This window comes from Propionicimonas sp. (assembly GCF_049840635.1).
Taxonomy (GTDB): Bacteria; Actinomycetota; Actinomycetes; order Propionibacteriales; family Propionibacteriaceae; genus Propionicimonas.
Window position 1 is genome coordinate 462,513 of the sequence record NZ_JASGKL010000005.1, and the last position, 13,573, is coordinate 476,085.

Below are 13,573 nucleotides of genomic sequence, written 5' to 3' on the forward strand. Positions count from 1 at the left end.
CTTCGGGTCGTCGGACGGGTCAGCCCACAATACTGCCCGGAACGCTCAGGACCGCTCGAAGGGCGCCAGCAGGCGACGCAGCAGGTTCGCCAGTTCCTCCCTCTCGCCCACGTCGACGGCAGCGAGCACCTCGCGCTCGAACACCAGCAGGTCGGCGAGCGCGTCCTGCACCCGCGTCCGCCCGGCGTCCGTGAGCCGGACCAGCACGCCTCGCCGGTCGTCGGCGTTGGGTTGGCGTACCACCAGGCCGCGGGTCTCCAGCCGGTTCACCCGGTTGGTCATCGTGCCCGAGGTGGACAGCGTCTGGCGGATCAGTTCGCCGGGAGAGAGCTCGTAGGGTGCCCCTGCCCTGCGCAGCGCGGCGAGGACGTCGAACTCCCACACCTCCAGTTCGTGGGCGGCGAACGCGTCCGCACGGGCCCGGTCGAGGTGGCGGGCCAACCGGCTGATCCGCGACAGGGTGCCCAGCGGGGCGACATCGACCCCGGGGAGCTCGCGCTCCCACGCGGCCAGGATCAGGTCGACCTCGTCCACTCCACCCACACCCCCTCGATTATCTCGATGTCGAGACTTTACCCGAGGGCGGCCGACGAGGTCAGCGGTCGGCGGAGTGGTTCTCCAGTGCACCGATGCGGACCGACGAGAGCGCGGCGAGGAGCCCGACGACGGCCATCGCGGTCAGGGGTGCGCCGAAGCCGAACACCGCGTCGCCGCGCGCGAGGCCGAGGGCGAACAGGGTGCCGGCCAAGCCCGCGCCGATGCTGTTGCCGAGCGACTCGCCGACCTGCAACGAGGAGGTGTTCCTGCCGAGTTCGATCGGCGCCGACAGCTGCATCGTGGCCAGCGACGTGCTCGCCACCGAAAGGCCCATGCCCAGCCCCGCGAACACCCAGCCGACCACGGCCAGCGCCAGCAGCCGGCCGGGGAACCACGCCGAGACGGCAGGCAGGGCCAGCCCGACGACGAGGCTGACCGCTCCGGCGACGATGATCTGGTCGCGCCGCAGCCGCAGCCACGGACGCGACTGCAGCCAGGCGCCCAGCATCCAGCCGCACGAGCCGAAGGTGAGGATCGCGCCCGACCACCACAGCGACAGCCCCTCGGCGCGCACGAACATCAGCGGGAGGAACGTCTGGGCGCCCGCGAACCCGCCCGCCGTGAGCGCGCGCACCACGATCACCGAGGGCAGCCCGCGTCCGGCCGGCCGGAACCCGGCGGGCAGCAGCGGCGGCAGCCCGAACCACAGCATCGCCAGGCCGAGCGCCGCCCACAGCAACGACCACGCCTGGAGGTCCTGGCCGGCGAGTTGCAGCGCGCCGGCTCCCGCCGCGACGAGCGCGGCCCAGGCGAGCTGCCGGGGCGCGGCAGGGACGTCGTCGTGCGGCGGCAGGTCGACGGCCCGCAGGGGTTTCAGCATCAGGACGCCGGCGACCGCCATCAGCGGCAGCACCGACCAGAACACCCAGTGCCACGACCAGGTGCTCGACAGCCAGGCGGCGATCGCGGGACCGACGAAGGACGGCACCATCCACGCGGCGGAGAAGCCGGTCAGCACGACCGCCCGCTCCCTGGGGTCGAAGACGCGAGCGACGAGGACCATCACCGCGAGGTTCATGGTGCCGCCGCCCAGGCCCTGGACGAACCGCCCGGCGAGCAGCACCGGCATCGTGGGTGCGGACGCCGACACCACGATCCCCAGCGCGAAGACGACGAAGCCCACGACGAGCGGCGGCTTCGGACCGAACCGGTCGCTGAACTGCCCTGCGGCGACGATCGCGAACGTCTGGGCCAGCATGAAGGCCGTGAACGTCCACGCGTAGAGGTTCACGTCGCCGAGGTCCTCTGCCGCCGCGGGCATCGCGGTCAGCACCGCCATCGCCTCGAAGGCGATCGCGACGACGCTCAGCAACAGTCCCACCGTGAGTCCGCGCCGGGACGGCGACGTCCCCGGGTTCGGCGTAGCAGCCGCGGCCACCGGGCCTCCCTTCTGCGGTTACGATCAGCCCGTCAGTCTCTCACGATCCGGGAGCCCCATGTCCTCGACCGAGCCGTCCCGTCCCGCGCCGTCCCCCGACGCGCAGGGAGCGACGCCCGGGTTCGCCCCGCCCGCGGCGCAGCCGTCCACCGGCTCCCCGCAGCCGGCCCCGCTCCCGCCCTACGCAAGCCAGCCCTACGCCTCGTACCCCGGGGTGCAGAACGGGACGCCGTACCCGGGTCAGCCCTCGGCCGGCTGGCAGAACCCGCAGCCGTACGCAAGTCAGCCGTACGCAGGACAGCAGAACGCGGGCCAGCTGTACGCAGGACAGCAGTACCCGGGACAGCCGTACGCAGGACAGCAGCACCCGGGACAGCCGTACGCAGGTCAGCAGCACCCGGGACAGCCGTACCCGGGTCAGCCCTACCCGGGGCAGCCGTACGCGCAGACGTCGCCCGCCGTGGCGTCCGCCCCCGCCACGGAGAAGGTCGGACGCGGGCTGCTGTTCTCGCTCGGCGGGATCGTCGTCGGCGTCGTCATCACGATCCTGCTGTGGAAGATGAACTTCATCGCGTCGATCACGAGCTTCGCGATGGCGTACGCCACGATCTGGTTGTACACGAAGGGCGCGGGGACCCCGCCCCGCAGGGGCGTCGGCGGGGTGATCGCCGTCATCGTCGCGGGCGTCGTGGTGTCGCTGGCGTCCGTCGTCGTGGTGGACGCGCTGGACTACCTCGCCGCCCGGGAGCCGGACGCCTCGCTCGGTGAGAAGGCCGACTTCGTCGTCTACAACCTCCTGCAGCCCGGCGTCTGGCAGGGCTACGCGGGCAACGTGGCGATGTACTTCCTCTTCGCCGCACTGGGTACCTTTGGTCTGATCCGACAGCTCGGCCGTGCGAAGGGTGCCAGATGACCACCGAGAACCCGACTCCGACGGTGACCACGATCGTCAAGGAGCGCACCGACGCGCGTCCCGACCTTCGTCCCGAGGAGGGCGACCACGAGCGCTTCTCCCACTACGTGCCGAAGGCGAAGCTCACCGAGGCGATGGTGATGGGCACGCCGGTGATCGCGCTGTGCGGCAAGGTGTGGGTGCCGTCGCGGAACCCTGACCGCTACCCGGTGTGCCCGGAGTGCAAGGAGATCTGGCAGTCGATGCGTCCCGGAGAGGGCGACGGCGAGGGCTGAACCGGCCGGGTCGGGGCGCGCCGCGACCCGGAGGCACGCCCTAGGATGATGCCCGTGGCATCGAAGACCCTGATCATCCTGCGGCACGCGAAGTCGTCCTGGCAGACCGCGGAGGCCGACCTCCGCCGTCCCGTGTCCGAGCGGGGCGAGCGGGACGCGGTGGCTGCGGGCGAGATCCTCGCCGGGTACCACCTCGATGTCGTGCTCGCGTCCACGGCCACGCGGGTGCAGCAGACCTGGGAGGGTGCTGTCGACGGCGGCGCCACCTGCGCCGACGTCCGGGTCTCGGAGTTGATCTACCACGCCTGGCCCGGCGAACTCCTCTCCGAACTGCACGACCTCGACGAGACCGTCCACACCGCGCTGCTGATCGGGCACCAGCCCACTCTGGGCGACCTGATCACCAGCCTCGCCAAGCCCTCGCCGCTCGCCGACAAGGTGGCGGCCAAGTTCCCCACCGCCGGGCTCGCCGTGCTCACCTATCGGGGCGCCTGGAAGACCCTGGACGCCGGCAAGGCGACCCTCCAGCGCTTTGAGATCCCGAGGGGCTGAGCCTCGGCGCGGAGTCCCGCCCGAGCCCACCGACACCACACCCCGCCACGCGTTCCCCGCGCGGCCCGGACGCGTGCGCGGCTACCGCCTGCTCGGCGCGCTCGGCATCGTGCTCAGCTTCGTCGCGGGCCTGGTGGCCGGCCCCGTCCTCGGCATCGACGTCTCCCACCAGGGTGCCGCGGCAGCGGCACCGGTGTCCGTCGTCGCCCCGTCCACCGCAGCTGCGGCCGGCGTCGCGTCGTCGCCGTCCGCCACCGCGTCCGCCACCCCGACGGCGTCGGCCACGAACACCGCCACGACCGCGGTCGCCACCACCGCGTGCCGGGGCGCGAAGGACACCCGGCGCACAGCGAAGCAGAAGGCCACGCCGTTCACCGTCTGCGGGATCGAGATCATCAACAGCCACCACACGGTGAGCGCCGGATACTCCCCGAAACTGGTGACCGTGAAGGTGCCCGCCTACGGCGTCCCGAGCGTCCGTCTTCAGCCAGTTGCTGCGAAGGCGCTGGTCGCGTTCTTCGCCGCCGCGCGCAAGGCGGGGTACATCCCCGTCGTGCGCTCGTCCTACCGCTCGTACGCCACCCAGAGCAGCTGGTACGCGACGATGAGCCACATCTACACGGCCGCCCCCGGCGCGAGCGAACACCAGTCCGGCCTCGCGGTCGACCTCGCCGGGATCGAGAACGGACGGCTCGTCCGCGGAACGACCCTCGGCACGTCGCGGACCGGGAAGTGGCTGGTCCGGCACGCGGTGGCGTACGGGTTCATCCTGCGCTACCCGACGAACGAGTCGGGCATCACCGGCATCGCCTTCGAGCCGTGGCACTTCCGCTACGTCGGGGTGACCGCCGCCGAGGGCGTCAACGCGACGAGGACGAAGACGCTGGAGCGCTACCTCGGCGTCCGCTGATCGCTGTCCGGCTCCGCCCGTCCCCACCCAAACGCTCCCGAAACCCGCAGAAGCTCCCGAAATTTCGGGAGCGTTTGCGCGTTTCGGGAGCGTTTGGCCGGCAGGCGCGCGGACGGGCGGGCGGCCGGGTGGGCGAGCTGGGACGGCCCGGCGACGGCCCGCTCAGTCGGGTGCGCCGGCGGGCAGAATCTCCAGCCTCGGGTACTCCGGCTTCCACATGTGCTGGTAGATGTCGTTGATCGGGTTGGTCATCGGACGGCGGGCCAGTCCCTGGTCCTGCGCGGTCTCCGCGACCGCCTTGGCGACCGTCGCCGCGACGAGCCGGAGGTCGCTCATCGCCGGCAGCAGGGACGCGCCGGGACGGTACTCGTTCTGCAGGCCGGCCAGCGCGTCCGCGGCCGCGTAGATCATCTCCGGCGTGACCCGCTCGGCCTGCACCACCGCCACCCCCAGGCCGAGGCCGGGGAAGATCAGCGCGTTGTTGGCCTGCGCGATCGTGTGGTAGACCTCGCCGTGCCGGATCGTGCCGAACGGGCTGCCGGTGGCGATCAGGACGCGTCCGTCCGTCCACTCGAGCAGGTCGGCGGGCTGGGCCTCGCTGCGGCTGGTCGGGTTCGACAGCGGCATGATGATCGGACGCTCGCAGTGCTCGGCCATCGCGCGCACGACGTCCTCGGTGAACGCCCCGTGCTGGGCGGAGGTGCCGATCAGGATGGTCGGCTGGACGAGCTTCACCGCCTCCAGCAGGCTGATCCGGTCCGGGTCGGCGACCGCCCAGCCCTCCACGTCCGCCCGCCGGCGCGCATAGGGGACCTGGAAGTCCCGCACGCCCCTGCTGTCCTCGACGATCAGGCCGCGGGAGTTGAACGCCCAGAACCGCGCGTACGCGTCCTGCGCGGGCAGGCCGGAGCGGTCCATCGCCTCGCGGATCAGGTCGGCGACGCCGACGCCGGCCGTCCCCGCGCCGTAGACGAGCACGCGGTGCTCGGGCAGCGGCATCCCGGTGAGCCGGACGGCGGCGAGCACGGCGGCCAGGACGACGGCCGCCGTGCCCTGGATGTCGTCGTTGAAGGTGCAGATGCTGTCGCTGTAGCGGTTGAGGATGCGGTGGGCGTTGCCGGCGCCGAAGTCCTCCCAGTGCAGCATCGCGTTCGGGAACAGCCGGGTCACCGTGGTCACGAAAAGGTCGATGAACTCGTCGTAGCGCTCGCCGCGGACGCGGGCGTGCCGCTCGCCGAGGTAGAGGTCGCTGTTCAGCAGGCCCAGGTTGTCGGTGCCGACGTCCAGAACGACGGGGATCACCCGCCGTGGGTGGATGCCCGCGGCCGCGGTGTACACGCCGAGCTTGCCGATCGCGATCTGGATGCCGCCGATGCCCTGGTCGCCGATGCCGAGGATCCCCTCGGAGTCGGTGACGACGATCAGGTCCACGTCGTCCGCGTCCATCTCGAAGTCGGTCAGGGACTTCTCCATCAGTTCGGGGTGGTCGATCGAGAGGAACACGCCCCTGGCGCCGGTGTACTCGTGGCTGAACCGCTCGATCGCCTCGCCGATCGTGGGGGTGTAGATGATCGGGAGCATCTCCTCGATGTGCTCACTGAGCAGCCGGTAGAACAGCACCTCGTTGCGGTCCCGCAACCGGGTGAGCTGGATGAACTTCGCCAGCGGGGACGGGGACCGGCTGTACTGCGCGTAGATGCGGCGCAGTTGCTCCTCGATCGTGGTGACCCGGCTCGGCAGCAGTCCCGACAGGCCGAGTTCCTCGCGCTCGGCGAGGGTGAACGCCGTGCCACGGTTGGCCATCGGGTGCACGAGGATCAACCGCCCGCGGGCGCTGATCTGGAGCACCGCGTCACGGGTCGTGGTGTCCAGGTTGAAGTCGCGCTGACGCATTCGCGTCCTCCTCGGTCGTTCGGGTCGGGACGAGCCTAGCCACCCCGCAGGGGAGCGCCGACCGGCCGGCCGCGTGCAACCACCACGTCTCCCACACTTGATGAATTTGCGGCTACGCAGGAGTAGGGATGTACGCGGCGGGAAACCGGGTGGTGTGGTTCTCCCACCGACGATCTCTTGGGGGGGAGACATGGAATTCCGACGCGTGGGCCCGGCACTCGCTCTGGCCGCCATCCTGTGCACAGCCTGTAGTGGCATCTCGACGACGGGGAGCGGCCAGGCGCAGCCGTTCGCCGACGTCACCTCCACGTCCAGCCCGGCAGCGACGCCCAGCCCTTCGGCGACGCCGAGCACCTTGTCCGTGGCCGACACGGTGCCGCAGGGGAAGTGGAACGGTGCCGAGACCATCGTCAAGGTGAGCGGCGACGCCCGCTTCTGGTGGGACCCCGTGCCGAAGAAGGGCCAGAAGATCTCCGGAAGTGATCCGTGGGAGTTCACCTCGACCTGCTCCGACAGCGTCTGCACCGGCACGATCACCCGGGACGGCGACGCCGAGGCGGGCGTGCCGTCGCGGGAGTTCACGTGGGACGGCACGACCCTGACCGTCACCCGCGACCCCATGAAGGGCTCGGACGGGTGCCACTACGACAACAGCACCAAGAGCAACGGCGGGAAGTGGACTTGGCAGCGCACCTGGACCTACGACCTCTCCGTCGACACCGACACCGAGGGGCGGGTCACCGCGATCAACTCCGATGTCACGATCCGCGACGAGGCGCTGAAGGTGCCGTACGAGAAGTGCGGGGAGAAGCCGAAGCCCGCCTCCTACCTCGTGCGCTCGACCATGAAGCTGGTCTGAGCCCGTCGCGTCCGACCGCGGCCGCCGCGCAGGGGTGCCGCTCCTCGCCGCGCAGCGCCGGCCAGGGTTCAGTACCGGTAGTGCTCGGCCTTGAACGGGCCTTCGACGGGGACGCCGAGGTAGTCGGCCTGCTCCTGGCTGAGCTCGCTGAGGTGGACGCCGAGCGCGGCCAGGTGCAGCGTCGCGACGTACTCGTCGAGCTGCTTGGGCAGCGTGTGGACGCCGACGGGATAGGTCTCCGGTCGGGTGAACAGCTCGATCTGGGCGAGCACCTGGTTGGCGAAGGAGGTGCTCATCACGAAGCTCGGGTGGCCGGTGGCGTTGCCGAGGTTCAGTAGCCGTCCCTCGCTGAGCACGATGATTGAGTGGCCGTCGGCGAAGTTCCACCGGTCGACCTGCGGCTTGATGTTCGTCCGCGTCGCGCCCTCGAGCGTCTCCAGGCCGGCCATGTCGATCTCGTTGTCGAAGTGGCCGATGTTGCCGACGATCGCCAGGTGCTTCATCCGGGACATCTGCTCGGCCGTGATCACCTTCAGGCAGCCGGTGGCGGTGATGAAGATGTCGGCGGTCTCCAGCACGTCGTCCAGCGTGGCGACCTGGTGGCCGTCCATCGCCGCCTGGAGCGCGCAGATCGGGTCGACCTCGGTGACGATGACGCGGGCGCCCTGCCCGGACAGCGCCGCGGCGCAGCCCTTGCCGACGTCCCCGTACCCGCACACGACGGCCGTCTTGCCGCCGATCAGCACGTCGGTGGCGCGGTTGATGCCATCGATCAGGGAGTGCCGGATGCCGTAGCGGTTGTCGAACTTGCTCTTGGTCACGGAGTCGTTGACGTTGATCGCGGGGAACAGCAGCGAGTTGTTGCGCGCCATCTCGTAGAGCCGGTGCACACCGGTGGTCGTCTCCTCGGTGACCCCGAAGATGCTGTTGGCGATCCCCACCCAGTCCAGCGTGGACGCCCGCAGCGTGGCCAGCACCACCTGGTACTCGTGGGAGTCGGACGCGGCCGCGTCCGGCACGGCGCCGGCCTTGGCGAACTCGACGCCCTTGTGGACGAGCAGGGTGGCGTCGCCACCGTCGTCGAGGATCATGTTCGGCGTCCGGTCACCCCAGTCGAGGATCCTCTCGGTGCAGCCCCAGTAATCCTCCAGTGACTCGCCCTTCCAGGCGAACACCGGGACGCCGCCGGGTGCGTCCGGCGTCCCGTCGCGGCCGACGACGATGGCCGCGGCCGCCTCGTCCTGGGTGGAGAAGATGTTGCAGGACGCCCAGCGGACCTCCGCGCCGAGGGCGACCAGGGTCTCGATCAGGACGGCGGTCTGCACGGTCATGTGCAGGGAGCCGGCGATCCGCGCGCCCCGCAGCGGCTTGCTCGCCCCGTAGCGCTCGCGCAGGGCCATCAGGCCCGGCATCTCGTGCTCGGCGAGGGTGATCTGCTCCCGTCCGGCGGGGGCGAGGTTGAGGTCTGCGACGCGATGATCCACGAGGAGCAACCCTACGCGAACTCGCGCCGTCCCCCGATTACGCGCCGGCCGGGTCCGTGCCGCGGTCGATGTCGGGCTCGAGGTAGAGCGAGGTCACCATCGGGTTCGCGGCTCGGATCGCGGCCTCCGCGTTGTCGATCACCTCGGCCACCCGGGACGCGGACGTGGTCGGCTCGACCGCGATCTTGGCCGCCACCAGCACCTCGTCCGGGCCCAGGTGGAGCGTCTTGAGGTGGATCACCCGCTGCACGCCGTCCGCGCCGGCCAGCGCGTCCGTGATGCTCCGGACGGCCTCCGGCGTCGCCGCCTCCCCCAGCAGCAGGCTGCGGGTCTCGACGGCGAGCGTCACCGCGACGGCGATCAGCAGGACGCCGATCAGGCCGGTGCCCGCCGCGTCCCACAAGCCGTTGTGGGTGAGCAGGGTCATCCCGACGCCCATCAGCGCGAACACGAGGCCGAGCAGGGCGGCGAAGTCCTCCAGCAGGATCACCGGCAGGTCGGGCGACTTGGCCGCGCGGATGTACTGCAGCCACGACTGGCGTCCCTTGAGCGGCGTCGACTCGCGCACGGCGGTGCGGAAGCTCAGCCCCTCGGCCACGATCGCGAACACCAGCACCGCGATCGGCACCCACCACCACTGGCTCTCCAGCAGCTCGTTGGGGTGACCGGCGGCCACCTCCTCGTACTTGTGGTACGCCTCGTAGATGGCGAACAGTCCGCCGAGGCTGAACAGGATCACCGAGACGAGGAACGCGTTGATGAACGGCGCCCTGCCGTAGCCGAACGGGTACTCCTCGTCGGCCTCCCGCTTGGCGATCTGGCCCCCGCGCAGCAGCAGGATCTGGTTGGACGTGTCGGCGAGCGAGTGGACGCCCTCCGCCAGCATCGACGCCGCTCCGGTCAGGGCCCACGCCCCGAACTTCGTCACCGCGATGAACGCGTTCGCCGAGAGTGCGGCGATGATCGCCCTGGTCCCACCGTGACTGCTCACGGCCACATCCTGCCAGAGCCCCTCGCGGCCGGGTCCGCGGGATCCCACCCGACCGGGTGGCCGGATCCGGAGGGACGGCGGATCAGGCGCGGCCGAGACCGATCTGCAGGTACGCGGCGGCGAACAGCCCCTGCTGGAGGACGGTGACGTAGCGTTCGACGGCCGTCCCCTGGGTGTGGGCGAGGTTGGACACCAGCACGTCCTTGGCGAGCGCGGACTCCCGCAGCACGATCCGCTCCTCGGCGGCCTCCTCGTCGTCCATCCCGTCGTCGACGAGGACCAGGCCGGGACGCTGCTCGACACCGGTCTCCTCGAACGGGTCGGCGAACGGGTCGCGCAGCGGCACCTCGGCCAGCAGCGGACGCAGCGCGCCGGCGTCCGCCGACAGCACGATCCGTCCGCTGGCCGACCGCAGGGCCTCGGCGATCCGGCGGCTGGCCCGCGCGGCGAGGATCGACCCGCCCCACACCATCGGCTTGGCGTCCGCGAGTTCGAGCGCGACGGCCTTGGCCGGGTTCTGGGTGGCGTCGAGGCTGAGCGACGACTCCTGCGCGACCAGGTCCATCGCGTCCGCCACGGCCTCGGGACTGACCAGCGGCCCCAGACCGAGCCGGTGCAGGGCCACGAGGGCGACGACCGCCGCGGCCAGCGGGTCGCCCGTCGACGTCGGCAGCAGCGTGGTGGACGCGGAGGCGGACTGTCGGGCCAGCACCGAGTCGGCGGGACACGCGACCAGCAGCCGGCAGCCGCGCCGCACGGCTTCGAAGGCCGCGGCAAGGCTGACCTTGTCGCCGCCGCCCATCACGACGACGATGTCCAGCGGTCCGACCCACCCGGGCAGGCCCAGCCGGGGCCAGGCCACCAGCGGGACGGGGCAGGTGGGCTCGAGCACGGCCCGGAGCAGGCGCGCCTCGGGGCCGAAGGTGATCATGGCCCGCGGCCGGTCGTCGGGGTCGAGCCGGCTCAGCGGCACCTCGGCGGACGCGGCCTCACGGCGGACGCGGGCTCCGGCCTCGGCGAGCGGGCGCAGCAGCGGGTCGGCCTCGCGGAGCGCGTCCTCGTCCTCGAGCCGCGCGTCGTCGAACTCGTACACGGCCGGCTACTCGGCGGCGCCGGGGCGCCGGGCCTCGTCGACCAGCAGGATCGGGATGCCGTCCCGCACGGGGTAGGCCAGGCCGCAGTCGGGCGCCGTGCAGACCAGTTCGGACGCCTCGTAGTCCCACGCCAGAGCGGTGTGACACGAGGGGCACACCAGCAGTTCGAGCACCTCGGGGGGCAATTCACTCATCAACGGTCCTTTCGGATGATGGCCAGGGCCTCGTCGCGCAGGGCTGCGACGACGTCCGGGTCCCTCGCTTCGACGTTGAGCCGCAGCAGCGGCTCCGTGTTCGACTCCCGCACGCTGACCCACCAGTCGCGCGTGCTCACCAGCAGGCCGTCCACCCAGGACACCTCGCCGCGGTCGGCGAGGGCCTCGGCGACCTCGGTCATCGCTCCCCTCGGGTCGGCGACCGTCGAGTTGATCTCGCCGGACGCCGCGTACTGCGGGAGGTCGGCGGCCAGTGCCGACATCGGACGCCCGGAGCGCCCGACCAGCGCGAGCGCGTGCAGCCCGGCCAGCATGCCGGTGTCGGCGCCCCAGAAGTCGCGGAAGTAGTAGTGGGCGGAGTGCTCGCCGCCGAAGATCGCGTGGTGGGAGGCCATCACGGCCTTCATCCGGGTATGGCCGACCGCGCTGACCGCGACCCGGCCGCCCGCCGCCGCCACGACCTCCGCGACGGTCCGGGACGTGATGGTGTTCACCACGATCGTCCCCCCGGGTTCGCGCTGGAGCTCCTGGCGGGCGATCAGCGCGGTCACGACCGAGGGGCTGACCACCTCGCCGCGCTCGTCGATGATGAAGCAGCGGTCCGCGTCCCCGTCGAACACGAGGGCGAGGTCGGCGCCGTGCTCGACGACGGCACGCTGGGCGTCGACGAGGTTGGCCGGCTCGAGAGGGTTGGGCTGGTGGTTGGGGAAGCTCCCGTCGAGCTCCATGAACAGCCCCACGACCTCGACGTCGAGCGGGCCAAGCACCGCGGGGGTGGTGAACCCGCCCATCCCGTTGCCGGCGTCCACGACGACCTTCAGTCGGCGCATCCCGTCCAGCGGAACGAGCGAGTGCAGGTGCGCGGCGTAGGCGGGGAGCAGGTCATCCCTACGGTAGGAGCCGCGGACTTCCCCCTCGGGTAGTTCAACGTACGACAACTCGCGGATCCGCTGCATGAGCTCGGGCGTGATCGGGGCGGCGTCCGGCAGGCAGAACTTCACGCCGTTGTACGTCGCCGGGTTGTGGGACGCGGTGAACTGGACGGCCGGCAGGTGGGTGTGCCCGGAGGCGAACCACACACCGTCGGTGCTGGCCAGGCCGATGTCGAGGACGTCGGCGCCCTGGCCCATCGCGCCCTCCGCGAAGGCGAGGCTGAGTTCGCGTCCCCCTGCCCTCATGTCACGGCCGAGGACGAACTCCCCGCCGGCCAGGTCGAAGGCCACGGCGAAGGCCGCGCCGATCGCGCGCGCGCCGTCCAGGTCCCACTCCGGGTGGTCGCCGCCGACGAGGCCACGGATGTCGTTGGCCTTGAAGACCTGGGGTTCGATCACGCAGCGAGCCTAGCGCCGCTCACGCGTCCGGGAGGTCGGCGAGGACGGCGAGGTGGCCCTTGCGCCTGCTCACCACGGGCGGCTGGACGGGTTCCGGCGCGCCCTCGCCCAGGCCCACCCTGCGGACCGCGTCCGCCAGGGCCATCAGGTCGTCGCTGGAGGCGCGGGGGCCGGAGTCGTTGCCGGGCAGCCGGATCACCTCCCAGCCGCGCGGCGCGCTCAACCGGCGCGAGTGCTCACGGCACAGGTCGTAGGTGCCGGGTTCCGCGCGCAGGGCGAGCGGACCGACGACGGCGGTGGAGTCGGCGTAGACATAGGTCAGCGTGGCCACCGCAGGATCGGTGCACGCCGTCCTGGAGCAGCGCCGGTTGATCACGGCGCCACGTTACCGCCGCAGCCGACCGACTCCCGGCACCCGCGTCCGGTGTGGCGCCCGCGCCACCGGGCGGCCGTGGCGGGGCGCTCGGACGACGCGGGCGCCAGTAGGGTGAGGGCATGAGGCGGAGGGAGCGGCACGGACGTGGCGTGCGGGGACCCCTGGCCGCACCGAACCCCCTGACCGGGGCGCCGGTGCCGCTGCGTCAGCGGGCCCGCGGGGCTGACTTCTTCGCCGACTGCCTCCGGGCGTCCGTCGCCCGCACGGCCAGGACCTGCCCGCGCGCGCTGGTCGGCATCGACATCGGCTACGAGGAGGTGCCGGGCAACCTCGAGGCGTGGCGCAGCGTGCGGGTGCCGCTGGCCGCCGCCGTGCCCGCGCGTCCCGGCCAGAACGGCCAGGTCGTGCTGTTCCGCCGTCCGCTGGAGCACAGGGCGGCGTCGAGGGCCGAGCTTCGCCGGCTCGTCCACCGTGCCCTGCTCGAGCAGCTGTCCGCGCTCACCGGCATCGGCGTCGAGGAACTCGACCCGTCCGGAGACCTCGGCGACGACTGGGACTGACCCGTCCACCACAAGGTGGACGAAAACGGGCGACTACGCCCCACAACCGTCCACCTTGACGCCGGGCTCGCACCCGTCCACCACAAGGTGGACGAAAACGGGCGACTACACCGCACAACCGTCCACGACAACGTGGACACAGCAC

Annotated in this window: 15 protein-coding genes; 6 read left to right on the forward strand and 9 right to left on the reverse strand. The window is 71.6% G+C overall.

From position 1 onward, the window contains the following. Nucleotides 1-45 precede the first annotated feature (45 nt). A complete protein-coding gene (locus QM779_RS08275) occupies nucleotides 46-534 on the reverse strand; it encodes a MarR family winged helix-turn-helix transcriptional regulator (RefSeq protein WP_428534076.1) in 489 nt (162 codons plus the stop codon). Nucleotides 535-595: 61 nt separating this feature from the next. After that, the gene (locus QM779_RS08280) at nucleotides 596-1,975 is read right to left on the reverse strand and encodes an MFS transporter (RefSeq protein WP_428534078.1); all 1,380 of its coding nucleotides are present in this window, start codon (nucleotides 1,973-1,975) and stop codon (nucleotides 596-598) included. Between the two features lie 58 nt (nucleotides 1,976-2,033). Here QM779_RS08280 and QM779_RS08285 point away from each other — a divergent pair, with 58 nt between their 5' ends. The 4 genes from QM779_RS08285 to QM779_RS08300 all read left to right on the forward strand — a co-directional run bounded on the left by QM779_RS08285 (nucleotide 2,034) and on the right by QM779_RS08300 (nucleotide 4,625). Further along, the gene (locus QM779_RS08285; protein ID WP_428534080.1) at nucleotides 2,034-2,888 is read left to right on the forward strand and encodes a hypothetical protein; all 855 of its coding nucleotides are present in this window, start codon (nucleotides 2,034-2,036) and stop codon (nucleotides 2,886-2,888) included. Then, nucleotides 2,885-3,163, forward strand: a complete 279-nt coding sequence (locus QM779_RS08290) for a DUF3039 domain-containing protein (RefSeq protein ID WP_428534082.1) — start codon at nucleotides 2,885-2,887, stop codon at nucleotides 3,161-3,163. Before QM779_RS08285 ends, QM779_RS08290 begins: the two co-directional genes overlap by 4 nt. Before the next feature lie 54 nt (nucleotides 3,164-3,217). Next, the gene (locus tag QM779_RS08295; protein WP_428534084.1) at nucleotides 3,218-3,715 is read left to right on the forward strand and encodes a SixA phosphatase family protein; all 498 of its coding nucleotides are present in this window, start codon (nucleotides 3,218-3,220) and stop codon (nucleotides 3,713-3,715) included. Between the two features lie 73 nt (nucleotides 3,716-3,788). Continuing rightward, the gene (locus QM779_RS08300) at nucleotides 3,789-4,625 is read left to right on the forward strand and encodes a M15 family metallopeptidase (RefSeq protein ID WP_428534086.1); all 837 of its coding nucleotides are present in this window, start codon (nucleotides 3,789-3,791) and stop codon (nucleotides 4,623-4,625) included. A gap of 162 nt (nucleotides 4,626-4,787) precedes the next feature. On the opposite strand, the gene QM779_RS08305 is transcribed toward QM779_RS08300, so the two are convergent. After that, on the reverse strand, nucleotides 4,788-6,518 hold the full coding sequence (locus tag QM779_RS08305; RefSeq protein WP_428534088.1) for an NAD-dependent malic enzyme: 1,731 nt from the start codon (nucleotides 6,516-6,518) through the stop codon (nucleotides 4,788-4,790). Between the two features lie 190 nt (nucleotides 6,519-6,708). Between QM779_RS08305 and QM779_RS08310 the strand changes: the two genes are divergently transcribed. Next, nucleotides 6,709-7,377: a hypothetical protein gene (locus QM779_RS08310; RefSeq protein ID WP_428534090.1), complete on the forward strand. Its 669-nt coding sequence runs from the start codon at nucleotides 6,709-6,711 to the stop codon at nucleotides 7,375-7,377. 68 nt (nucleotides 7,378-7,445) lie between these two features. Here the strand turns inward: QM779_RS08310 and ahcY are convergent, their stop codons facing one another. The 6 genes from ahcY to QM779_RS08340 are packed head-to-tail and all read right to left on the reverse strand — an operon-like array spanning nucleotide 7,446 to nucleotide 12,868. Beyond that, entirely contained in the window at nucleotides 7,446-8,861 is a 1,416-nt protein-coding gene (gene ahcY, locus QM779_RS08315) for an adenosylhomocysteinase (protein WP_428534092.1), read from the reverse strand. A gap of 37 nt (nucleotides 8,862-8,898) precedes the next feature. After that, nucleotides 8,899-9,900 (reverse strand): cation diffusion facilitator family transporter, encoded by a 1,002-nt coding sequence (locus tag QM779_RS08320; RefSeq protein ID WP_428534094.1) that lies wholly within the window; start codon nucleotides 9,898-9,900, stop codon nucleotides 8,899-8,901. A 34-nt stretch (nucleotides 9,901-9,934) separates the two neighbouring features. Then, nucleotides 9,935-10,945: an SIS domain-containing protein gene (locus QM779_RS08325; protein ID WP_428534096.1), complete on the reverse strand. Its 1,011-nt coding sequence runs from the start codon at nucleotides 10,943-10,945 to the stop codon at nucleotides 9,935-9,937. 6 nt (nucleotides 10,946-10,951) lie between these two features. Beyond that, complete coding sequence (locus tag QM779_RS08330; protein ID WP_428534098.1) at nucleotides 10,952-11,140, reverse strand: Trm112 family protein; 189 nt, start codon at nucleotides 11,138-11,140, stop codon at nucleotides 10,952-10,954. Beyond that, on the reverse strand, nucleotides 11,140-12,492 hold the full coding sequence (manB, locus tag QM779_RS08335) for a phosphomannomutase/phosphoglucomutase (protein WP_428534100.1): 1,353 nt from the start codon (nucleotides 12,490-12,492) through the stop codon (nucleotides 11,140-11,142). The genes QM779_RS08330 and manB overlap by 1 nt, the downstream gene beginning before the upstream one ends. A gap of 19 nt (nucleotides 12,493-12,511) precedes the next feature. Next, complete coding sequence (locus QM779_RS08340) at nucleotides 12,512-12,868, reverse strand: DUF3499 domain-containing protein (protein WP_428534102.1); 357 nt, start codon at nucleotides 12,866-12,868, stop codon at nucleotides 12,512-12,514. A 119-nt stretch (nucleotides 12,869-12,987) separates the two neighbouring features. On the opposite strand from QM779_RS08340, the gene QM779_RS08345 reads away from it, so the two are divergent. After that, nucleotides 12,988-13,428 carry a metallopeptidase family protein gene (locus QM779_RS08345; protein WP_428534104.1) on the forward strand — a complete coding sequence of 147 codons (441 nt, stop codon included), beginning with the start codon at nucleotides 12,988-12,990 and terminating at the stop codon, nucleotides 13,426-13,428. Nucleotides 13,429-13,573 lie beyond the last annotated feature (145 nt).